Genomic DNA, 20,355 nt, shown 5'->3' with positions numbered 1-20,355 from the left:
TACAGCACAAGCACCCACACGAATTGCTTGATTCAACTTGTTAAAGAGCGGTTGGTTAAGACCTTCGTCTCAACCGAGGCGCGCATTCTACGCTAACCTCTTGTCCTGTCAAGCATTTTGTTCAACCTGTCTAACCCGCTGAACCGCTTGCCGGACCTGCCGGATCAGGAAACCTGTTCTGGCAGCGGGAGGCGTATTCTACACAAACCTAAAGGCTTGTCAACTACCGCTTCCCTCTTTCCGCTTCTGCCAGACCGGAGGCCTGACCCTGAGTAAACAGCTAAACCATTGATCTACAAGGCTTTTTGCTGTTCCGTTGCAGCGGAAGTGGGGCGCATTATAGGCCCCTCCGCTCACAGGTCAAGCTTTATTTTGAGCGAAACCTAAATTAGCCATTTATTGATCATTACTTTTTGAGGACTCGCGCAGAAAGCCCGTGATTTTGATAGACCTGCGTTAAGGTGACGTCACAATAAAAAGGTCGACGGAGTACGACTTTATGAAAGCACTGGAGTCAGTGACCGGCAAGAAGCCGAACGTTATCTGATCCACCGCCTGGAGCAACTGAGACAGCAAAAGGTACATGGGATCAGACAGGTAAGGCTGTGGGAGGAAGCCGCAGCAAGGCCCAACAAGGAGTTTAAGGATTAGCCGTCTATTCAGCTGACCGTGCAGTATCTGAAGCAGCTACACCCCTTCATTGGCTCGATACCTCTCATCCATATCGACGACGAAGCGCTTGAGCTGTTTATCAAGCACAAGCTGGAAGTGGACGGTGTATCAGCTAGGACGGTGAACATCACGCTCGAGCGGGTGATCAGGATCTTGAACCTGTGTGCTCGCAAGTGGCGGGATGAAGAGAAGCGGCCATGGCTGGATGCCGTGCCCATGATCAAGAAGCTGGACGAGGCTAAGGCGGCACGCAAGCCCTGCCCGCTTTCATGGGTGGAACAGTCGATTCTCTTCGCTGAACTGACCGACCATCTGCGGCGCATGGCCTTGTACAAGGTCAATACCGGCTGCCGGGAGCAGGAAGTGTGCAAGCTGAGGTGGGAATGGGAAATCAAGGTGCCAGAGATTGGAGCCAGCGTGTTTCTGATTCCGGCCGGCTTTGGTGGGAGGCATGAAAAGGCGGGAGTGAAAAACGGTGATGAGCGATTGGTGGTGCTCAACTCTGTAGCGATGTTGGTCATTGATGGGCAGCGCGGTCTGCATCCAGTCTGGGTGTTCCCTTACGGGGTATCAGACGGACAAGGACCTACCGCAGTACACCGAATGAATGACAGCGCATGGAAGAAGGCCAGGGTCAGAGCAGCTGACAAGTGGGAGCAAATACACAAGACCAGTGCTCACCCTGGGTTTCGGTCAATCCGCGTGCATGACCTTAAACATTCGTTTGGCAGACGATTTAGGGCAGCAGGCGTAACCGAAGAAGATCGCAAGGCACTATTGCCACAAGAACGGCAGCATCACCAGTCACTATTCCGGCGCGGAACTAGGACAACTGATTGACGCAGCCAACAAGGTATCGGCAACCGACTCACGCGGACCGGTCCTTACGATTTTGAAGAGGAAGCAGGCATGAAATCATGAGAAGTCACGCAAAAGTCACGCACACAAAAAAGGCCAGTCATCTCTAACTGGCCTCTAATGCTGATGTTCATTGGTCGGGACGGAGTGATTCGAACACTCGACCCCTTGCACCCCATGCAAGTGCGCTACCAGGCTGCGCTACGCCCCGACTGTATCCCTTGCGAGATGGCGAACATATTAAGCTAAGGTTTTGATAAATGGAAGGTTTTTTTAAATTATTTTTGAAGAACGCCCAAAACGTCCTCTAATTCGCTAATCATTTGCTTTATTAGCTGGCGATACTGGGTAGTATCATCCTTAGCATCATCACTCGACAACCTTAGACGAGCCCCGCCTATGGTAAAACCTTGGTCATAAAGCAGAGCCCTGATCTGACGGATCATAATGACATCTTGTCGCTGGTAATAACGACGATTACCTCGCCTTTTTACCGGGTTAAGCTGAGGAAACTCCTGCTCCCAGTATCTAAGGACATGGGGCTTAACCAAACAGAGGTCACTTACCTCACCTATAGTGAAGTATCGCTTACCCGGTATAGCAGGTAATTCATTATTATGGCTTGGTTCCAGCATACGCTTCTACCCTGGCCTTAAGTTTTTGCCCAGGACGGAAAGTCACTACACGGCGTGCCGTGATTGGTATCTCTTCGCCTGTTTTAGGATTGCGTCCGGGGCGCTGACGCTTATCTCGCAAATCAAAGTTACCAAAACCTGATAGCTTAACCTGCTCGTTCTGCTCTAAAGCATTTCGAATTTCTTCGAAAAACAACTCCACTAGTTCCTTGGCCTCACGCTTATTCAGGCCAAGCTCCTCATAGAGACGTTCAGCCAACTCAGCTTTCGTCAGAGCCCCCATACGCTATTTCCTTAATGTGGCGTTGAACCTTTCTTCTAGGGAAACGAGGATTTTCTGTGTCGTTTCGTTGATTTCTTCATCAGTAAGAGTGCGTGATGGATGCTGCCAGGTCAAGCCAACTGCAAGACTTTTTCTAAGCGGATCAATGCCCTTGCCTTGATATACGTCAAAGAGTCTTAAATCAACCAGACACTCACCAGCCTTGTCCCGTACAACAGACAAAACATCCGCCGAAGATACCTCTATATTCACTAGAATTGCCAAGTCTCTACGTACTTCTGGATAACGTGACAGCTCCTGGAAACGCGGTAGGCATCTCTGCTCCGCCTCACCTAGCAACACTTCAAATACATAAACAGGTTGATCTAAATCCAAAGCTTTTAATAGCTCGGGATGTAATGCTCCCACATAACCCACCAGCCGGCCGTCACGCTCAATGCGTGCAGTCTGTCCAGGATGCAGCGCAGGATGCTCTGCCGCGAAAAAGGTAAAATCACCTGCATCCTCACCGCAACCCAACAGCGATTCAACATCGCCTTTGATATCGAAAAAATCTACACGCTCAGAACCAGAGTTCCAGCTTTCTGGAAAGCGTGAGCCCGAAATTAGACCAGCCAAGACACGCTCTTGCGCCAAATCATCTAGTGAACCGACAAAACGAAGCCCTGATTCAAACAAGCGCACCCGACTCTGCTGGCGATTAAGATTGTGCTGCAGCGCCTTGACCAAGCCCGGCCAAAGCGAAGCGCGCATAGCAGCCATATCTTGAGAAATCGGATTAGCCAACAATACTGGATCAAGCGTTGGCGAGAATAGCTTGAATGTCTTTTCGTCTATGAAACTATAAGTAATAGCTTCCTGATAACCCCGAGCAACCAGCTGGTGTCGAAATTGCGAAAGGCCAGTACGCGCCTCGGCATATCCTTTTGGAGCCAAGCGTGCTTGTGGAAAACGAGTCGGAAGGCGGTTATATCCGTAAAGGCGCGCCAATTCTTCTATCAAATCGACTTCGATTGCTATGTCGAAACGATGGCTAGGAATGCCAATTTTCCACTGGTTTTCATCAGTAGACTCAACGGTCAATGCAAGACCTTTCAGCAGGCGCTCAACTTCATCACTCTCAAGACGCAGACCTAGCACTTGCTCGATGCGCTCACTACGCAAAGTAATAGAGGTCTTAACAGGCAAATGTTCAGCACTTGCTATCTCTATCACCGGACCTGGTTCACCACCGACAATATCTACCAGTAGGGCTGTAGCGCGCTCCATTGCACGACGAGGCAGATCAAAGTCTACTCCGCGCTCAAAGCGGTGCGAAGAGTCAGTGTGAAGGCCATAGGAACGCGCCTTACCAGCAACAGCAATAGGATCGAAGAAGGCGCTTTCCAGGAACAGATCCGCAGTAGTGGCGCTTACACCACTGTATTCCCCCCCCATGATCCCAGCTATGGCTAGCGCACGCTCATGGTCGGCGATAACTAACGTATCCGGGCGAAGAGTAATCTCTTGGCCGTCTAACAGAACCAGCTTCTCGTCGGGCTGCGCTAAGCGAACACGAATGCCGCCCTTGATCTCGTTGAGATCAAAAGCATGCATAGGCTGCCCAAGCTCAAGCATAACGTAATTAGTTACATCGACCGCAGCATCAATTCTGCGAATCCCGGATCGCCGCAGGCGCTCTACCATCCATTGTGGCGTAGGGCGGGAGAGGTCAACATTTTTTAGCACACGCCCTACATAACGAGGGCAAGCAGAAGGCTCAACAACCTCAATTGGGCGTGCATCTTCTATACTTACTTGTGCAGGTGGAACATCAAGCTCATGCACTGGAACGCCATAGAGCGCACCAACTTCACGAGCGAGGCCGGCGATTGATAAACAATCGCCGCGATTAGGCGTTAGATCAACGTCTATAGAAACGTCATCCAACCCCAAGTAATCACGGAAATCCTTGCCTACCGGTGCATCTGACGGCAGTTCCATCAGACCTGCATTATCTTCTGATACGCTCAACTCACTAGCAGAACACAGCATGCCTTGAGACTCAACGCCGCGCAGCTTGGCTTTCTTTATAGTGAAATCACCTGGCAGCTTGGCGCCAATCATAGCGAAGGGAATCTTCAGACCAGCACGCACATTTGGCGCACCGCACACGACCTGAAACTCTTCCTGGCCATTACTAACACGGCATACATTCAGCTTATCAGCGCCAGGATGCCGCTCAATGGCGAGCACCTCTCCTACTACCACACCGCTGAACTGCCCGGCCACCGGCTCGACGTCGTCTACTTCAAGACCTGCCATGGATAACTGAGCGACTAAATCGTCCCGAGAAGCCGGCGGACTTACCCAAGCTCTCAACCACTGTTCACTGAATTTCATTGTGCCCCCTATTAAAGCTAGCGGAATTGCGCCAGGAAGCGCAGGTCGTTATCGAAGAACAGCCGTAAGTCATTTACGCCGTAACGCAGCATGGCTAGGCGCTCAACGCCCATACCAAACGCGAAGCCCTGATATTTCTCAGGATCGATACCCGCCATTTGCAGCACGTTAGGGTGCACCATTCCGCAACCTAAGACTTCAAGCCAGCTAGGGGTCAGCTGGCCGTCTTTATTGACATGTCGACGGATGTCGACTTCTGCAGAAGGCTCAGTGAATGGGAAATAAGAAGGTCTGAAGCGGACCTCTAGGTCTTCTTCAAAAAACTCGCGCAGAAAACCCACTATCGTGCTCTTGAGGTCGGCAAAGCTGACCTTCTCATCAATCACAAGCCCTTCTACCTGATGAAACATCGGCGAGTGCGTCTGATCGGAATCGCAGCGATAAACTCGGCCTGGGCAGATGATACGAATCGGAGGCTGCTGCTGCTCCATGACACGAATCTGCACGGGTGAGGTATGCGTACGCAGTAGACGTGTAGCATTAAAATAAAACGTATCGTGCATAGCACGAGCCGGGTGGTGACCTGGAATATTAAGCGCCTCGAAGTTATGGTAGTCGTCTTCGATTTCAGGGCCTTCAGCCACGTTGTAACCAATACCTGTAAAAAGTCGCTCGATACGTTCCAAAGTACGGGTAATAGGGTGCAGACCACCCGTTGTTTGCCCTCTGCCAGGCAATGTTACGTCAACCCGCTCCGCCGCTAACTTTTCAGCCAAAGCGGATTCTTCTAAAAACTGTTTGCGGGCGTTAAGCGCATCTTGCACACGCTCTTTAGCCGCATTGATCAGCGCACCGACTTTCGGCCGCTCTTCTGCAGGCAGATTGCCCAGCGTCTTCATGACCTGGGTAAGCTCACCTTTTTTCCCTAGGTAGCCAACCCGTAGCTGTTCAAGAACAGTCGTGTCTTCAGTTTGCTGCACGGCCTCCAACGCTTGGCTGACCAGTGCCTCCAGGTTTTCCATTCACTGACTCCAGATACAAAATAGGGGAAGAGCTTTAGGCCCTTCCCCTACTGGTGACGTTACTGTCGGGCCAAGGCCCTGATTGACACAGGGCTTAAGCCAAAGAAGCTTTAGCTTTCTCGACAATCGCAGCGAACGCTACTTTTTCATTTACCGCCAGATCGGCCAGAACCTTACGGTCGATCTCAATGGCCGCTTTCTTCAAGCCAGCAATGAAACGGCTGTAAGACAGACCGTTCATACGAGCACCAGCATTAATACGAGCGATCCATAGGGCGCGGAACTGACGCTTGCGCTGACGGCGGTCACGATAGGCGTATTGGCCTGCCTTGATCACAGCCTGCTTAGCAACACGGAACACGCGAGAGCGAGCACCGTAGTAACCTTTAGCCAGCTTCAGAATTTTTTTATGACGACGACGGGCAATTACGCCACGCTTAACACGAGCCATGAGTTATACCTTTACCTTGTGACCGATTAACGAACGCGCAGCATGCGCTCAACTTTTTGAACGTCAGACGGGTGCATCAGAGATGTACCACGCAGCTGGCGCTTACGCTTGGTGGTCATTTTGGTCAAGATGTGACTCTTGAACGCGTGCTTGTGCTTGTAGCCGGAAGCGGTCTTTTTAAAACGCTTCGCTGCACCACTTTTGGTTTTCATCTTTGGCATGTTCATATACTCCGCATTGGGTGATTACGCATAACCGCAAGGCCTGCCAGTGCCCTGGTGGTTACTTTTTCTTTTTAGGGGCGATGACCATAATTAGCTGGCGTCCTTCCATCTTAGGATGCTGTTCTACGGCACCGTATTCAGCAAGGTCAGCCTCGACCCGCTTTAACAGCTCCATACCCAGCTCCTGGTGGGCCATCTCACGACCACGGAATCGCAAGGATACCTTGGCCTTGTCCCCCTCATTAAGGAAACGTACCAGGTTGCGTAGTTTTACCTGGTAATCCCCTTCTTCCGTCCCTGGGCGAAACTTGATTTCTTTTACCTGAACCTGTTTTTGGTTCTTTTTCGCTGCTGCGGTCTGCTTCTTCTTCTCGAAAAGATGCTTGCCGTAATCCATGATGCGGCACACAGGAGGTACTGCATCGGCGGAAATTTCCACCAAGTCCAGCTTGGCTTCATCAGCAGCGCGTAGCGCTTCATCAATCGAGACGACGCCAATCTGTTGGCCGTCAGCACCAATCAACCGGACTTCACGAGCCGAGATATTCTCGTTGATCGGAGCCTTGGGTTGAGTTCGCTTATCCTGTCTCATTTCACGCTTAATAGTCATTACTCCAATTCTTGTCGACCGCGACGAGCAACTGCTTGAGCTAGAAGCTCCTTGAAGTCCGCAATAGGCATTGAGCCCAGATCAGCACCTTCACGCGTGCGTACAGCCACGGCTCTTGATTCAACTTCCCGATCACCTATAACAAGAAGATAGGGAACCTTGAGCAAAGTATGCTCCCGAATTTTAAAGCCGATTTTCTCGTTTCTCAAGTCAGCTTTAGCTCGGAAACCGCTTTGATCAAGAATTTGCACCACTTCGTTAGCGAAATCGGCCTGTTTGTCAGTGATATTCATGATCACTGCCTGAGTTGGAGCAAGCCACGCCGGGAAAGATCCCTCGTAATGCTCAATCAAAATACCGATGAATCGCTCAAAGGAACCAAGGATAGCACGATGCAGCATTACTGGGTGCTTACGGCTATTATCTTCACTGACGTATTCAGCACCGAGACGAGACGGCAAATTAAAATCAAGCTGTAGCGTACCGCATTGCCATACTCGACCTAGACAGTCCTTCAAAGAAAATTCAATTTTTGGACCGTAGAATGCACCTTCTCCCGGCTGCAAGTCATAGGCCAGCCCTGCATGATCAAGCGCCGCAGCTAATGCTGATTCTGCTTGATCCCACAAGTCATCTGAGCCAACACGCTTTTCAGGACGGGTAGAAAGCTTCAGTTGTATATCAGTGAATCCGAAATCAGCGTAAACCGCTAAAGTAAGCTTAATGAAAGCAGCCGCCTCTTCCTGCATTTGGTCTTCTGTGCAGAAAATGTGAGCGTCATCTTGAGTAAACCCTCTGACACGCATAATGCCATGTAAAGAGCCTGATGGCTCATTACGGTGACAAGCGCCGAACTCTGCCAGACGAAGAGGCAATTCCTTGTAACTCTTTAACCCCTGATTAAACACCTGCACGTGACACGGGCAGTTCATTGGCTTAATGGCATAGTCACGACTTTCCGATTCAGTCGTAAACATGTTGTCGGCATAGTTAGCCCAGTGGCCGGACTTTTCCCAAAGGGAACGATCCACAACTTGTGGCGTACGGATTTCGGAGTAGCCGTTTTCATGCTGAATACGGCGCATGTACTGCTCAAGCGCCTGATAAACAGTCCAGCCGTTAGGATGCCAGAACACCATTCCTGGCGCCTCTTCCTGAGTATGGAAGAGATCCAGCCGCTTGCCTAGCTTGCGGTGGTCACGTTTTTCAGCTTCTTCAATGCGCTGAATATAAGCTGCCAGCTGTTTTTTATCAGCCCACGCCGTACCATAGATACGCTGTAATTGTTCGTTTTTGGAGTCGCCACGCCAGTAGGCACCAGACAGCTTCGTTAGCTTAAATGCCTTCAAAAAGCGGGTATTGGGCACATGCGGACCACGACACATGTCCACATACTCTTCATGATGATACAACCCCATTGCCTTTTCATCAGGCATATCTTCAATCAAGCGGAGCTTGTAATCTTCCCCTCTCGCTTTAAACGTCTCGATAACCTGCTCTCGCGGAGTCATACGCTTGATGACGTCGTAGTCCTTATCGATCAACTCACGCATCCGCGTTTCGATAGCAGCCAGATCATCCAGCGTAAAAGGACGCTCATACGAGATGTCGTAATAGAATCCCTCATTAATAACAGGACCAATTACCATCTTCGCTGTCGGGAACAGCTGCTTTACAGCATGACCAACCAGATGAGCACAAGAGTGACGGATGATCTCCAAACCCTCTTCATCTTTAGGCGTAATAATTTGCAGGGACGCGTCATGATCAATAACATCGCAAGCATCCACCAGACGTCCATCTACTTTGCCTGCCAGAGTAGCTTTCGCTAATCCAGTGCCTATAGACTGAGCGACCTCTGTGACTGTAACAGGATGATCGAATAAACGTTGGCTACCGTCGGGAAGAGTAATAGTGGGCATGGCGCCTCCTTTAACAGTGGTGACCCATACCAAGGGCCACATGGTTCGGATGAGCCAGTAAGCTACAGCATCGAATTATATATCCTACCGAACGATGGCAGGCCTATGCACTTTTCAATTAATCGATGAAGGATCACTGGAGCAACAAAGAATATATATGCTTTCAGAAAATGATTAGCTATACAACCAAGCATTAGGCCGCACCTAAAAATATTAGCCCTCCACACCAAGCTAGTCAGTCTAGCTACCTAGTGGTTTTCACGCAGCACAACTTGAAAGCAAGCCATCACCTGGGCACTTGATCAAAGATCACTTTTGGCATGCCGTAGCTGTAAAAACTACTGGATTGAAACTGAAGAATAGCCAACACAGGCCGATAACTCGCATAACCAAAGCGGGATCGACTTGCCGTGATCATTCCAGACATACCGATTGTAAGAATAAGCCTGAAAGACTACGCGTTGTTAGCAAGGGCGCTAGATTCAACGGTGTTTTCAATTACATTGAAAACAGACGAAGGAAAGCCCATTGCCTGGCGCTTTTCAAAGGGCTACTTCACGAATAAAAGAATGTTTGAGCAGATAGTAGGCCGATTGCCACTATAAAGCAGCCAGACCTTGCCTCAAAAAATAAGGGCCTGACCAATCAAGTCAAGCCCTTATTACAACTGGTGCCCGGAGCCGGAATCGAACCGGCACGGAGTTTCCTCCGAGGGATTTTAAGTCCCTTGCGTCTACCGATTTCGCCATCCGGGCGGTAGCGCTCTACACTGAGCATTTAGCTAGGGATAGATAGCAAACAATCCAACTTAGCAGCACAGCGAACAACAAAGTAAAAATAAAAAGCCCTACAGACCGCTAGATCTGCAGGGCTACATAGTGGAGGCCGAGGTCGGAATCGAACCGGCGTACACGGATTTGCAATCCGCTGCATGACCACTCTGCCACCCGGCCTCATAAGCCAACCCCAATTAAAGCGGAGCTGACTGACAAACTGGAGCGGGAAACGAGACTCGAACTCGCGACCCCGACCTTGGCAAGGTCGTGCTCTACCAACTGAGCTATTCCCGCGTCTTGGTGACGGGCGCCATTCTATACAATCCAACGACGCTGTCAACTCATTGATTCAAAAAAGTTATTTTTTCTTCGTTATGCTCAGATGCGGCCAAGCCGCAAGCAGATAACTGCACATAGACCAAAGCGTAAGCGCAGCCGCAATGATCAGAAGAACATACCCTGTCAAAACCCAGAACGTCAGTTGAGGAGGATTAGCCAACAGCACAATCAAAGACACCATCTGCGCCGCTGTTTTCCATTTTCCAAGACTAGATACAGCTACTTGAGCTCGCGCCCCTAATTCTGCCATCCACTCACGAAGGGCTGACACTACAATTTCTCGACCAATAATAATGGTAGCAGGCAACGTTAACCAAATAGTGGCATGTTCCTGAACCAAAAGCACCAAGGCCACCGCAACCATGAGCTTGTCAGCAACCGGGTCCAGGAAAGCTCCGAATGGAGTACTCTGTTTCCATCGACGAGCCAAGTAGCCATCCAGCCAATCAGTAAAACTAGCCAAGGCAAACACTGAACTCGCCGCCCAATAGCTCCAAGAAACCGGCATGTAAAACAGAGCAATAAAGAAAGGAATGAGCAGAACGCGCAGAACAGTAAGCAGGTTAGGAATGTTCATTGGCACAGGAAATATATGAATGTCTGGACATTCTACTCACTGTGCAGTGCAGCATAAATCTGCTCAGCTAGTTTTTTGCTAATTCCTGGCGCCTTGGCTATCTCATCGACACTTGCACGATTAAGCTCTTGCAGGCCTCCGAAGTACTTAAGCAGCTCTCTACGCCGCTTCGGCCCTACTCCTGCAACATCTTCAAGTGTAGATGTCCTACGCGCCTTCCCTCTTCTTGCTCGATGCCCCGTAATAGCAAAGCGATGCGCCTCGTCACGAATCTGCTGTATCAGGTGCAATGCAGGAGAGTGACCCGGCAAGCTGAACTCATTAGAGGGATCATTCAGATAGAGTGTCTCCAAACCTGGCTTGCGAGTTACACCCTTAGCCACACCCAACAAGACGAGATCCGGAACCGCCAGCTCTTGAAGCACATCACGAGCCATTGCCAACTGCCCTTTACCGCCATCCACCAGTAAGATATCAGGCGTTTTACCCTCCCCATCCTTGAGCTTACTGAAACGACGGGTCAACGCCTGATGCATGGCAGCATAATCATCACCTGCCGTGACACCCTCAATATTGTATCGGCGATAATCGGATTTAATAGGCCCCTCAGGACCAAACACCACACAGGAAGCAACTGTAGCCTCCCCACTTGAGTGGCTAATATCAAAGCACTCCAACCTTTGTGGCGCCTCAGCCAACCCCAACACATCCGTAAGCGCCTCAAAACGAGCAGCCATATGCTGGCGATTAGCAAGCCGAGTATTAAGCGCCTGCTCAGCATTTGTCACAGCCAATTGCTGCCAGCGGGCACGAGTGCCTCGAACACGATGCGAGATCTCAAGACCTCGAGAATGCAATTCGTTAAAGGCACTTATGAGGGTTGGGAAGTCCTCATGAACGGTATTTACGATGACTTCATCGGGCAAATCCCGCTCCATATGAGCAAGATAATACTGTTCCAAAAATGCAAGAAGAACGTTATGGGACTCCTCCTCAATCGCAACCTGCGGAAAAAAGTTTTTGCTACCAAGAACACGGCCGCCACGCACAGTGATTAGATGAACGCATGCACCACCTGGATTCACCATCGCAGCGATAACATCTACATCCCCGCTTCCACCCTCTATATACTGCTGATCCTGCACTCGTCGCACTAAGGCAATTTGATCACGCAGCTCGGCGGCCCGTTCAAAATCCAAAGCCATGGCAGCCTTTTCCATAACTGCACTTAGCTCTTCAGCCAAGGCATTGCTCCGCCCTTCCAGGAACATAGCCGAATGACGTACATCTTCAGCATATTCCTCTCGGGAAACCATATTAGTGCACGGACCCTTGCAGCGCTTGATTTGATATTGAAGACAGGGGCGAGTACGGTTCTTGAAAAAACCGTCCTCACACTGGCGCACCATAAATGCCTTTTGCAAGAGATTCAGACTTTCTCGGATAGCACCCGCACTCGGATACGGACCGAAATAGCGGCCCCGTTCCTTTTTAGCGCCTCTGTGGATAGCAAGCCGAGGAAATTCATCCTCAGTTGACAGAAAGACATAAGGATAAGATTTGTCATCCCGAAGGAGAATATTGTAAGGGGGGCGTAACTGCTTGATAAGGTTCTGTTCAAGCAGAAGCGCCTCTGTCTCATTCCCAGTAATAGTTATCTCAATCTGGGAAATTTTTGCTACTAACGCCGCTGTCTTGGGAGCCAAGCCAGTTTTGCGGAAGTAACTCGAAAGGCGCTTTTTGAGATTCTTTGCTTTTCCGACATAAAGCACCTTGGAGCTTTCGTCGAACATTCGATAAACACCTGGCCGAGAACTGCAGCCAGAAAGAAAAGCAGAAGGATCAAACGTTTCGGTCATTTCAACTCGTAGCGTCTACCATCCCGTGACGAACTGCCAATAAAGCCAGCTCCACATCACTGGTAATGGAGAGTTTCTCGTAAATACGATAACGATAGGTGTTAACGGTCTTGGGCGACAGGCAAAGCTTATCGGAGATCACTTGAACCTTATGGCAATTAGCAATCATTAATGCGATCTGGATTTCGCGCTCTGAAAGAAGATCAAACGGCGAGCCATTGCTTTGAGGTTGAAAAGACTTTAGCGCTAACTGCTGAGCAATCTGAGCACTTATGTACCGCTGACCGCCAAATGCATGACGTATAGCAGTAATCATCTCCTGGATATCCGCACCTTTTGTAAGATAACCAGAAGCCCCAGCCTGCAACAGACGAGTCGGAAAGGGATCTTCCTCACATGCCGTTACTGCAATGACCTTTACCTCGGGATGACTACGAAGAAGCTTTCGAGTAGCTTCCAAGCCGCCGATGCCTGGCATCTTGACGTCCATGAGGACCACATCAGGCTTTAACTCTCTGACAAGATTTAATCCATTCTCGCCAGAATCTGCCTGACCAATGACCTGAATGCCATCGACATCCGCCAACATACGGATAATACCGGCCCTTACCAGATCATGGTCGTCGACCACCAGCACTTTAATCACCGTGCACCTCATAACGCTGATGCATAAGCCAATTACAAGCCTAAGACTCGTCTCAAGCTAATAAATGCGAAAGAATGTGTAACGACTATACACAAGTCAGAGATAAACGCACGATGACTTGAAGCAAGAAGATGGCGGAGGCGGTGAGATTCGAACTCACGGAAGAGTCTCCCCTTCGACGGTTTTCAAGACCGTTGCCTTAAACCACTCGGCCACACCTCCGCAGGTGCGGGCCGCAATATTACCCGAACGAAACACGCTGTCAAACACTTAAATCTATTTTTTTTCAAAGAGTTGTTATTATCTTATGGTATGAATAGGTTTCGACCACATTAGGAGTGTCGTTATGAACGAGCGTCAATATGCCTTCAACCCTGCGGTTGCCGAACGGCGCGACATTAGTCGCACGCTGCGCAACACCTATGCTCTGTTGGGAATGACGCTGGCCTTCAGTGGCTTGGTAGCTTACGTCTCGCAGCAGATGCGTGTTGCATATCCCAACATTTTTGTAGTTCTGATCGGCTTTTATGGTCTGTTCTTTCTCACTGTGAAATTGCGTAACAGTGGCTGGGGGCTGGTCAGCACGTTTGCGCTTACCGGCTTCATGGGCTACACCCTAGGCCCGATACTGAATATGTATCTGGGCCTGCCTAATGGCGGAAGCATCATTTTTTCTGCCCTAGGCATGACTGCCCTGGTCTTCTTTGGCCTGTCGGCATATGCACTGATTACCCGCAAAGACATGAGCTTTTTGTCGGGCTTTCTAATGGCCGGATTCTGGATATTGCTAGGCGCAATAGCGCTGTCGTTCTTTGTGAATATCAGCGGCTTGCAGCTTGCGATCAGTGCGGGCTTTGTGCTGTTTGCCTCGGCAGCAATTCTGTTCCAAACCAGCGCCATCATCCATGGCGGGGAAGATAACTACATCATGGCTACCATCAGCCTATACGTCTCGATATACAATCTGTTTGTCAGCCTGCTTCAGTTGCTAGGCTTTGCCAGCAGCAATGATTAACGAGACCTGTATTGGAGAGGCCCGCTTTGGCGGGCCTTTTTATTTATGAAATTTGCTATCGTTGTATTTTCCGCACCTCACTCGCCCTCCTCCCGAAGAGCCCTTCGGTTTGCTGAGGCCGTGCTGTCCGCGCACCATGAAATCACTCGTCTTTTTTTCTATCAGGATGGAGTACACAATGCCTCTTCATCCATCGTAACGCCTCAAGATGAGCAAGACTGGGCGGGCCAATGGGGCTTATTCATTCAGCAAAATAAGCTGGATTCAGTCGTCTGCATTTCTGCCGCTTTACGGCGCGGCATTCTGAGCTCGGAAGAGGCTCATCGCCATGGGCGCCAGAGTGCCAACCTTTACGAGCCCTGGCAGCTTTCTGGTCTAGGGCAGCTTCATGAGGCTGCGCAGGAAGCCGATCGCCTCATTTGCTTTGGAGACGCTTAATGGCAAAGTCGCTGCTCATTATTAGTCGGCAAGCGCCATGGTCGGGCATGGCAGCCCGAGAAGCTCTAGACATTGCCCTAGCAGGCGGCGCTTTCGATTTGCCCATTGCCATGCTCTTCATGGATGACGGTGTTTTCCAATTACAACCCTCTCAGGCAGCTTCACATCTTGAGCAAAAAGATCTGACCGCTAATCTACAAGCTCTTCCCTTGTTCGGCGTAGACAAATTGTATGCATTGGAAAGCAGCTTACTGGAGCGCAACGTAATGCAATCAACGCTTGAACTGGAAGTCGAGATCCTATCTACCGAAGAGGCTCGACTGCTTTTAAATCAGCACGACATGGTGATTACGCTGTGAAGACGCTTCACCTTATCTCGGCTTCGCCTTTCCAGAGCAGGATGCTAGACAGCGCCCTGCCGCTACTTGCGGAGCAGGATGCACTTTTATTAATGGGCGACGCTACATACCTGCTACAAGAAAGCTCGCGAACAGCGGCTCTGCTTGAAACGCTTCAAACCGGCGTCAAAGGCTTTGCTCTTCAAGAGGATGTCGAGGCCCGCGGACTCAGAGAAACATCTCGTTTTGAAATAATTGACTATGATCGTTTTGTGGCTCTTTGTGTAGCTTATGACAAGGTACATAGCTGGCCATGACTGCACTCAATGTTGACAAGGAAGGCTATTTACTGGATCTAGGAGACTGGTCCGTTGAAATAGCTGAGGAGCTGGCTCTTCGAGAAGGTCTCTCTCTTACGCCTGAACACTGGGAAATCCTTCATGCTCTTAGAGATTTCTATGCTGAGTTCCAGCTTTCCCCAGCTAATCGTCCGCTGATTAAATATATTGCGCAAACCTTAGGTCCCGAGAAGGGTAACAGCCTTCATTTGAATCTCCTTTTCAAAGGAAGCCCCGCCAAGCTAGCAGCCAAGCTGGCGGGACTTCCAAAACCGACTAATTGCTTATGATAACGACGCCTGAAGAACATCCCTTTGCTCAATTCATACGCATACTCGGCAAAGGTAAACGCGGTTCACGCAGCCTAACTCGCGAAGAAGCCCAGTGCGCCATGGGGATGATCCTTAAGGGAAATGTCGAGGATGTTCAACTCGGCGCTTTTCTTATGCTGCTTCGACACAAGGAAGAAAGCGCAGAAGAGCTTGCCGGCTTTACCGATGCTATTCGAGCACATCTCAACGCCCCGACCATTCCAGTAGATCTGGACTGGCCTAGCTATGCAGGTAAAAAACGCCACTTACCATGGTTTCTGCTTGCCACCAAATGCCTGTCATCCCATGGTGTGCGGATTCTGATTCACGGCGGCGGCGCTCATACAGCAGGACGACTATATACTGAGCAGGTTCTAGAAACGCTGGGTATACGTCTTTGTAACGATTGGCACCAGACACAGGAAGCTTTAAATAAAGACCACCTGGCGTTTATGCCACTGGAAAACTGGATGCCTGCCTTGCAGCATATGATCAACTTACGCAATACGTTGGGATTGCGTTCGCCTATTCATTCGCTGGTCAGACTGTTAAATCCGCTCAAAGCAACTTGCATCCTGCAAAGTATCTTTCATCCAGGCTACCAGCCCATTCACCGTGAAGCCAGCCGCCTATTAGGCGACAAAGCTATCGTGATTAAAGGCGAAGGCGGTGAAATTGAAGCCAACCCAGACAGTGACTTTCATCTCTACGGCACAGAGTACGGTACCGAGTGGGATGAAACCTGGCCTGCACTTTCAGACAGAAGACACGTCAAACCTGAGCGGCTGGATGCCAATCATCTATTGGATGTATGGGCCGGCAAAGCACACGATGCTTACGGCGAACTGGCCGTTCTTTCTACGATAGCCTTGGGTTTGAGAGCGCTTGGCCACAGCCGGGAAGCCGCTCTAGCCAAGGCAAAAGATTACTGGAGCCAACGTCACTAATAGACGGCTCCACAATATGGAAAGGAGCCGATGGGCCTATTGGTAGAAGGCAAATGGCAGGACCGCTGGTACGACACCGGTGAAGATGGAAGCTTCAAGCGGGAAAGCGCCTAGTTCAGACATTGGGTAACGACCACTGGTGAGCCTGGCCCTACAGGCGAGGCAGGCTTCGAGGCAGAGCCTAACCGCTACCGCTTGTATGTTTCTCTAGCCTGCCCCTGGGCTCATCGCACCCTTATTTTCCGAAAGCTTAAAGGCCTCGAGAGTATTATCGACGTATCTGTTGTTAGTTGGCTTATGAAGGACAAAGGATGGACTTTTGATCAAACGCTCGGCTCAACGGGTGACACACCTGATGAAGCCAAGCGGTTTCTTTATGAGCGCTACCTCGAGGCTACACCTCATTACACAGGTCGCGTTACAGTACCAATGCTATGGGATAACAAGCATAAGTGCATCGTTAACAATGAGTCTGCCGATATCATCCGCATGATGAATCATGCATTTGACAGACTGACAGGCAACAGCATCGATTTTTATCCAGAACCATTACAGCGAGACATCGACTCACTTAACGAGCTTATCTATGCCAAGGTGAATAACGGTGTTTATAAGGCTGGATTTGCAACAGAGCAGTACGCTTACGGACTCGCCCTTGAAGAGCTCTTTACTACTCTTGATCAACTAGAAAATCGCCTGAGCAGGCATCGCTACCTGACAGGAAAATACCTGACAGAAGCAGATTGGCGCCTTTTTACAACATTAATACGGTTCGACTCAGTCTATTACGGACACTTCAAATGCAATCTACGCCGCATTACAGACTACCCTAACCTTCAGGGATGGCTGAAGGAGCTCTATCAGTGGCCAGGCATTGCAGGGACTGTCAACTTTGGGCATATCAAGCATCACTATTATGGCAGTCACGAAACGATTAACCCTAACGGGATCATTCCCAAAGGGCCAGCACTCGACTTAACGTCGCCTCACGATCGGGAGCAGTTGCCCGCTATAGGTTTATGGCAGGGTGACCGTTAAGGATGCGATTGGCCTTCGAACCAGGCCAGCTTTTCACGCAAGGTTACGACCTCACCTACGATTATTAGCGTAGGCGCATGAACCTCATGGCGCGCTACGAGAACAGGCAAATCTGCCAGCGTTCCCGTAAATACACGCTGACTTGAGGTGGTGCCTTGCTGAACCAAGGCGGCTGGCGTACCAGCGTCACGCCCGTGCTTGATAAGCTGCTCGCAAATGATTGGCAGCCCAACCAACCCCATATAAAAAACCAACGTTTGCCCCGGAGAGGTCAAATCACTCCATGGCAAATCACACGTGTCATTTTTTAAATGGCCTGTGATAAAGCGTACAGATTGGGCATAGTCTCTATGCGTCAGCGGTATGCCAGCATAGGCCGCACAGCCACTGGCAGCTGTAATACCCGGCACTACCTGGAATCCAATCCCATGGGCAGCCAGACGCTCAATTTCTTCACCCCCGCGCCCAAAGATAAACGGATCTCCGCCTTTAAGCCTCAACACACGCTTACCTTGACTCGCCAGATCAATTAAAAGCTGATTGATTTCTTCTTGCGGAACCGCGTGCTCAGCTCTTTTTTTGCCCACATAGATTCTATCAGCGTCTCTACGACACATATCCAGGATAGCGGGAGCAACCAGGCGATCGTATAAGACTACATCGGCCTGCTGCATGAGGCGCAAAGCCCTGAATGTCAGCAAGTCAGGATCACCCGGTCCCGCGCCTACTAGATAGACTTCGCCCTTAACGTTTGAGGATGCGTTACAAAGCTTCTCTTCAAGCAAGCGCTCAGCCACTTGAGGCTGGCCAGCCAGTACCTTTTCGCCAATTTCGCTTTGGAATACCTCTTCCCAGAAAACGCGCCTCGCCTGGACATCACCAAAACGGCGCTTAACCTTAGAACGAAATTTCTTAGCCAGGCCGGCTAGCTCACCATATGCAGCAGGTATCCAACTCTCTAGTTTGGCTCGTACAAGCCGAGCCAAGACAGGCGCATCTCCCCCGCTCGAAACTGCGACAATCAAAGGTGAGCGGTCAATAATTGCAGGAAAGATAACAGTGCACAGTGAAGGAGAGTCCACCACATTAACTGGCACACCTATCGCCTTGGCTTGGGCCGAAACCTGGACGTTAAGGTCTTCATTATCGGTTGCAGCAATAACCAGGACGGCCCCACCCATATCATCTACCTGGTAGGGCCGCTCGATCAACGAATCGCCACCATTTTCAATCAATTCTCGCATGGCCGGATGAATGCGTGGCGCAACAACCTTGAGCATTGCCCCAGCATCCTTAAGTAATCGCGCCTTGCGTAAAGCGACCTCACCTCCACCAACAATCAGTACAGGGCGGCCGCTCAGATTGTGAAACAGTGGCAAGAACTCCATCAGCCAATAACCTCAACGCCACCCATGTACGGCTTGAGGACTTCCGGCACGCGAATGGTTCCATCGGCTTGTTGATAATTTTCCAGCACAGCCACTAACGTACGACCCACTGCTAAACCCGAGCCGTTTAATGTATGTACGAGCTCTGGCTTGCCCGTTTCCGGGTTACGCCACCGAGCCTGCATACGGCGCGCTTGGAAATCACCGCAATTAGAGCAGGAAGAAATCTCGCGATATTTATCCTGACTCGGAATCCATACTTCAAGGTCATACGTTTTGGTGGCACTGAAGCCCATATCGCCAGTGCAGAGAGCAAGCACACGATAGGGCAACTCTAGAAGTTGCAGAACACGCTCAGCATGACCTGTCAGAGCCTCTAATGCCTCGAAAGATTTTGCAGGCTCAACAATATGTACCATTTCAACCTTATCGAACTGGTGCTGACGGATCATGCCACGCGTATCGCGTCCGGAAGCACCCGCCTCGCTACGGAAGCATGGGGTATGGGCTACCAACTGAATAGGCAGTGCCTTGGCGTCCAAAATCCTGCCCGCTGCGATATTGGTCAATGTGACCTCCGCAGTCGGGATCAGATAAAGCGGACTTTCACCGTCACGCGGAACCTTGAACAGATCTTCCTCAAACTTAGGAAGCTGCCCTGTGCCTTGTAAGGTTTCGGCCTGGACAAGATAAGGTGTGTAAGCCTCCTCGTAACCATGCTCGCCCGTGTGCAGATTGATCATAAATTGCGCCAATGCACGGTGTAGACGGGCTATAGGGCCTCGCATCAAGGCAAAGCGGGCCCCCGAGAAGCGAGAGGCCGTATCAAAATCCAACCAACCATGAGCTTCACCCAGGGTTACATGGTCCTTAATCTCAAAGTCAAAACACTTAGGAGTGCCCCAACGGCGAACCTCTACGTTCTCCTCCTCGCTGGTGCCTACTGGAACGGACTCATGTGGCAAGTTAGGCAGCCCTAGCAGCAGAGCATCCAATTCAGACTGAATCACGTCCAGCTCACGCTTGGCGGTCTCCAGCTCGCCTCCCATACGGTCCACATCGGCCAGAAGCGGCGCGATGTCTTCACCGCGCGCCTTGGCTTGACCAATGGCCTTTGATCGACTGTTACGTTCAGCCTGAAGCTCCTCGGTACGTGTTTGCACAGACTTGCGAGTTGATTCCAAGGATTCGATGCGCTGTACATCAAGCGTGAAACCACGCGCGGCAAGGCGTTCTGCCACTTCCTGAGGCTGTGTACGTACCAGTTTTGCATCAAGCATGTTTTT

At 50.4% G+C, this 20,355-nt stretch carries 19 protein-coding genes, 5 tRNA genes and 2 pseudogenes; 8 read left to right on the top strand and 18 right to left on the bottom strand.

Annotation, left to right across the window (positions count from 1 at the left end; translation table 11 throughout):
- Positions 1-477: 477 nt before the first annotated feature.
- Positions 478-1,585 (top strand): annotated as a pseudogene (locus tag QWJ10_RS20705) (tyrosine-type recombinase/integrase); the annotation flags it as partial.
- A 79-nt stretch (positions 1,586-1,664) separates the two neighbouring features.
- Here QWJ10_RS20705 and QWJ10_RS20700 read toward each other — a convergent pair.
- The 16 genes from QWJ10_RS20700 to QWJ10_RS20625 form a co-directional block, all read right to left on the bottom strand.
- Positions 1,665-1,741 (bottom strand) — tRNA-Pro (locus QWJ10_RS20700).
- A 67-nt stretch (positions 1,742-1,808) separates the two neighbouring features.
- Entirely contained in the window at positions 1,809-2,165 is a 357-nt protein-coding gene (locus QWJ10_RS20695) for a MerR family transcriptional regulator (protein WP_010794557.1), read from the bottom strand.
- Positions 2,146-2,448, bottom strand: a complete 303-nt coding sequence (gene ihfA / locus QWJ10_RS20690; RefSeq protein ID WP_010794558.1) for an integration host factor subunit alpha — start codon at positions 2,446-2,448, stop codon at positions 2,146-2,148. Before ihfA ends, QWJ10_RS20695 begins: the two co-directional genes overlap by 20 nt.
- A 3-nt stretch (positions 2,449-2,451) precedes the next feature.
- Complete coding sequence (gene pheT / locus QWJ10_RS20685; protein ID WP_289929532.1) at positions 2,452-4,830, bottom strand: phenylalanine--tRNA ligase subunit beta; 2,379 nt, start codon at positions 4,828-4,830, stop codon at positions 2,452-2,454.
- A gap of 17 nt (positions 4,831-4,847) precedes the next feature.
- Complete coding sequence (gene pheS / locus QWJ10_RS20680; RefSeq protein WP_289929530.1) at positions 4,848-5,852, bottom strand: phenylalanine--tRNA ligase subunit alpha; 1,005 nt, start codon at positions 5,850-5,852, stop codon at positions 4,848-4,850.
- A 94-nt stretch (positions 5,853-5,946) separates the two neighbouring features.
- Entirely contained in the window at positions 5,947-6,303 is a 357-nt protein-coding gene (rplT, locus tag QWJ10_RS20675) for a 50S ribosomal protein L20 (RefSeq protein WP_010794561.1), read from the bottom strand.
- 26 nt (positions 6,304-6,329) lie between these two features.
- Complete coding sequence (gene rpmI, locus QWJ10_RS20670) at positions 6,330-6,524, bottom strand: 50S ribosomal protein L35 (RefSeq protein WP_010794562.1); 195 nt, start codon at positions 6,522-6,524, stop codon at positions 6,330-6,332.
- A 61-nt stretch (positions 6,525-6,585) separates the two neighbouring features.
- Positions 6,586-7,137 (bottom strand): translation initiation factor IF-3, encoded by a 552-nt coding sequence (infC, locus tag QWJ10_RS20665; RefSeq protein ID WP_010794563.1) that lies wholly within the window; start codon positions 7,135-7,137, stop codon positions 6,586-6,588.
- Positions 7,137-9,059 carry a threonine--tRNA ligase gene (gene thrS, locus QWJ10_RS20660; protein ID WP_289929527.1) on the bottom strand — a complete coding sequence of 641 codons (1,923 nt, stop codon included), beginning with the start codon at positions 9,057-9,059 and terminating at the stop codon, positions 7,137-7,139. Before thrS ends, infC begins: the two co-directional genes overlap by 1 nt.
- 668 nt (positions 9,060-9,727) lie before the next feature.
- Positions 9,728-9,814: transfer RNA gene (locus tag QWJ10_RS20655), tRNA-Leu, on the bottom strand.
- Between the two features lie 124 nt (positions 9,815-9,938).
- Positions 9,939-10,012, bottom strand: a tRNA-Cys gene (locus tag QWJ10_RS20650).
- 41 nt (positions 10,013-10,053) lie between these two features.
- Positions 10,054-10,129, bottom strand: a tRNA-Gly gene (locus QWJ10_RS20645).
- Positions 10,130-10,193: 64 nt separating this feature from the next.
- Complete coding sequence (gene pgsA / locus QWJ10_RS20640; protein WP_010794641.1) at positions 10,194-10,751, bottom strand: CDP-diacylglycerol--glycerol-3-phosphate 3-phosphatidyltransferase; 558 nt, start codon at positions 10,749-10,751, stop codon at positions 10,194-10,196.
- Between the two features lie 32 nt (positions 10,752-10,783).
- Positions 10,784-12,610, bottom strand: coding sequence for an excinuclease ABC subunit UvrC (gene uvrC / locus QWJ10_RS20635; RefSeq protein ID WP_289929523.1), 1,827 nt, complete (start codon positions 12,608-12,610; stop codon positions 10,784-10,786).
- Between the two features lies 1 nt (position 12,611).
- The gene (gene uvrY / locus QWJ10_RS20630) at positions 12,612-13,256 is read right to left on the bottom strand and encodes a UvrY/SirA/GacA family response regulator transcription factor (protein WP_289929522.1); all 645 of its coding nucleotides are present in this window, start codon (positions 13,254-13,256) and stop codon (positions 12,612-12,614) included.
- Between the two features lie 132 nt (positions 13,257-13,388).
- Positions 13,389-13,478, bottom strand: a tRNA-Ser gene (locus QWJ10_RS20625).
- A gap of 124 nt (positions 13,479-13,602) precedes the next feature.
- Between QWJ10_RS20625 and QWJ10_RS20620 the strand changes: the two genes are divergently transcribed.
- The 7 genes and pseudogenes from QWJ10_RS20620 to QWJ10_RS20590 all read left to right on the top strand — a co-directional run bounded on the left by QWJ10_RS20620 (position 13,603) and on the right by QWJ10_RS20590 (position 17,681).
- Entirely contained in the window at positions 13,603-14,271 is a 669-nt protein-coding gene (locus tag QWJ10_RS20620) for a Bax inhibitor-1/YccA family protein (RefSeq protein WP_289929520.1), read from the top strand.
- Between the two features lie 45 nt (positions 14,272-14,316).
- Positions 14,317-14,709 (top strand): sulfurtransferase complex subunit TusD, encoded by a 393-nt coding sequence (gene tusD, locus QWJ10_RS20615; RefSeq protein ID WP_289929517.1) that lies wholly within the window; start codon positions 14,317-14,319, stop codon positions 14,707-14,709.
- A complete protein-coding gene (tusC, locus tag QWJ10_RS20610; RefSeq protein ID WP_010794646.1) occupies positions 14,709-15,068 on the top strand; it encodes a sulfurtransferase complex subunit TusC in 360 nt (119 codons plus the stop codon). The genes tusD and tusC overlap by 1 nt, the downstream gene beginning before the upstream one ends.
- Complete coding sequence (gene tusB / locus QWJ10_RS20605; RefSeq protein WP_289929515.1) at positions 15,065-15,364, top strand: sulfurtransferase complex subunit TusB; 300 nt, start codon at positions 15,065-15,067, stop codon at positions 15,362-15,364. Before tusC ends, tusB begins: the two co-directional genes overlap by 4 nt.
- Positions 15,361-15,675, top strand: a complete 315-nt coding sequence (locus QWJ10_RS20600; RefSeq protein ID WP_122042359.1) for a TusE/DsrC/DsvC family sulfur relay protein — start codon at positions 15,361-15,363, stop codon at positions 15,673-15,675. Before tusB ends, QWJ10_RS20600 begins: the two co-directional genes overlap by 4 nt.
- Positions 15,672-16,643, top strand: coding sequence for a glycosyl transferase family protein (locus QWJ10_RS20595; protein ID WP_289929511.1), 972 nt, complete (start codon positions 15,672-15,674; stop codon positions 16,641-16,643). Before QWJ10_RS20600 ends, QWJ10_RS20595 begins: the two co-directional genes overlap by 4 nt.
- Positions 16,644-16,673: 30 nt before the next feature.
- Positions 16,674-17,681, top strand: a pseudogene (locus QWJ10_RS20590) (glutathione S-transferase family protein).
- Here the strand turns inward: QWJ10_RS20590 and cysG are convergent.
- Entirely contained in the window at positions 17,678-19,069 is a 1,392-nt protein-coding gene (cysG, locus tag QWJ10_RS20585) for a siroheme synthase CysG (protein ID WP_289929509.1), read from the bottom strand. The pseudogene QWJ10_RS20590 and the gene cysG sit on opposite strands and share 4 nt — an antisense overlap.
- Positions 19,069-20,349, bottom strand: coding sequence for a serine--tRNA ligase (gene serS, locus QWJ10_RS20580; protein ID WP_019367041.1), 1,281 nt, complete (start codon positions 20,347-20,349; stop codon positions 19,069-19,071). The genes cysG and serS overlap by 1 nt, the downstream gene beginning before the upstream one ends.
- Positions 20,350-20,355: the final 6 nt, after the last annotated feature.

The organism is Pseudomonas sp. WAC2 (assembly GCF_030403525.1).
GTDB classification, from domain to species: domain Bacteria; phylum Pseudomonadota; class Gammaproteobacteria; order Pseudomonadales; family Pseudomonadaceae; genus Chryseomonas; species Chryseomonas luteola.
This window is presented reverse-complemented; position numbering and strand designations above follow the sequence as displayed.

Excerpts from the sequence above, each read along its gene's own strand:
- pheS (WP_289929530.1), bottom strand. The coding sequence starts at position 5,852 with ATGGAAAACCTGGAGGCACTGGTCAGCCAAGCGTTGGAGGCCGTGCAG.
- rpmI (WP_010794562.1), bottom strand. The coding sequence starts at position 6,524 with ATGCCAAAGATGAAAACCAAAAGTGGTGCAGCGAAGCGTTTTAAAAAG.
- ihfA (WP_010794558.1), bottom strand. The coding sequence starts at position 2,448 with ATGGGGGCTCTGACGAAAGCTGAGTTGGCTGAACGTCTCTATGAGGAG.
- cysG (WP_289929509.1), bottom strand. The coding sequence starts at position 19,069 with ATGGAGTTCTTGCCACTGTTTCACAATCTGAGCGGCCGCCCTGTACTG.
- tusC (WP_010794646.1), top strand. The coding sequence starts at position 14,709 with ATGGCAAAGTCGCTGCTCATTATTAGTCGGCAAGCGCCATGGTCGGGC.
- tusD (WP_289929517.1), top strand. The coding sequence starts at position 14,317 with ATGAAATTTGCTATCGTTGTATTTTCCGCACCTCACTCGCCCTCCTCC.
- QWJ10_RS20600 (WP_122042359.1), top strand. The coding sequence starts at position 15,361 with ATGACTGCACTCAATGTTGACAAGGAAGGCTATTTACTGGATCTAGGA.
- rplT (WP_010794561.1), bottom strand. The coding sequence starts at position 6,303 with ATGGCTCGTGTTAAGCGTGGCGTAATTGCCCGTCGTCGTCATAAAAAA.
- infC (WP_010794563.1), bottom strand. The coding sequence starts at position 7,137 with ATGACTATTAAGCGTGAAATGAGACAGGATAAGCGAACTCAACCCAAG.
- QWJ10_RS20620 (WP_289929520.1), top strand. The coding sequence starts at position 13,603 with ATGAACGAGCGTCAATATGCCTTCAACCCTGCGGTTGCCGAACGGCGC.
- uvrC (WP_289929523.1), bottom strand. The coding sequence starts at position 12,610 with ATGACCGAAACGTTTGATCCTTCTGCTTTTCTTTCTGGCTGCAGTTCT.
- QWJ10_RS20695 (WP_010794557.1), bottom strand. The coding sequence starts at position 2,165 with ATGCTGGAACCAAGCCATAATAATGAATTACCTGCTATACCGGGTAAG.
- pgsA (WP_010794641.1), bottom strand. The coding sequence starts at position 10,751 with ATGAACATTCCTAACCTGCTTACTGTTCTGCGCGTTCTGCTCATTCCT.
- thrS (WP_289929527.1), bottom strand. The coding sequence starts at position 9,059 with ATGCCCACTATTACTCTTCCCGACGGTAGCCAACGTTTATTCGATCAT.
- pheT (WP_289929532.1), bottom strand. The coding sequence starts at position 4,830 with ATGAAATTCAGTGAACAGTGGTTGAGAGCTTGGGTAAGTCCGCCGGCT.
- serS (WP_019367041.1), bottom strand. The coding sequence starts at position 20,349 with ATGCTTGATGCAAAACTGGTACGTACACAGCCTCAGGAAGTGGCAGAA.
- QWJ10_RS20595 (WP_289929511.1), top strand. The coding sequence starts at position 15,672 with ATGATAACGACGCCTGAAGAACATCCCTTTGCTCAATTCATACGCATA.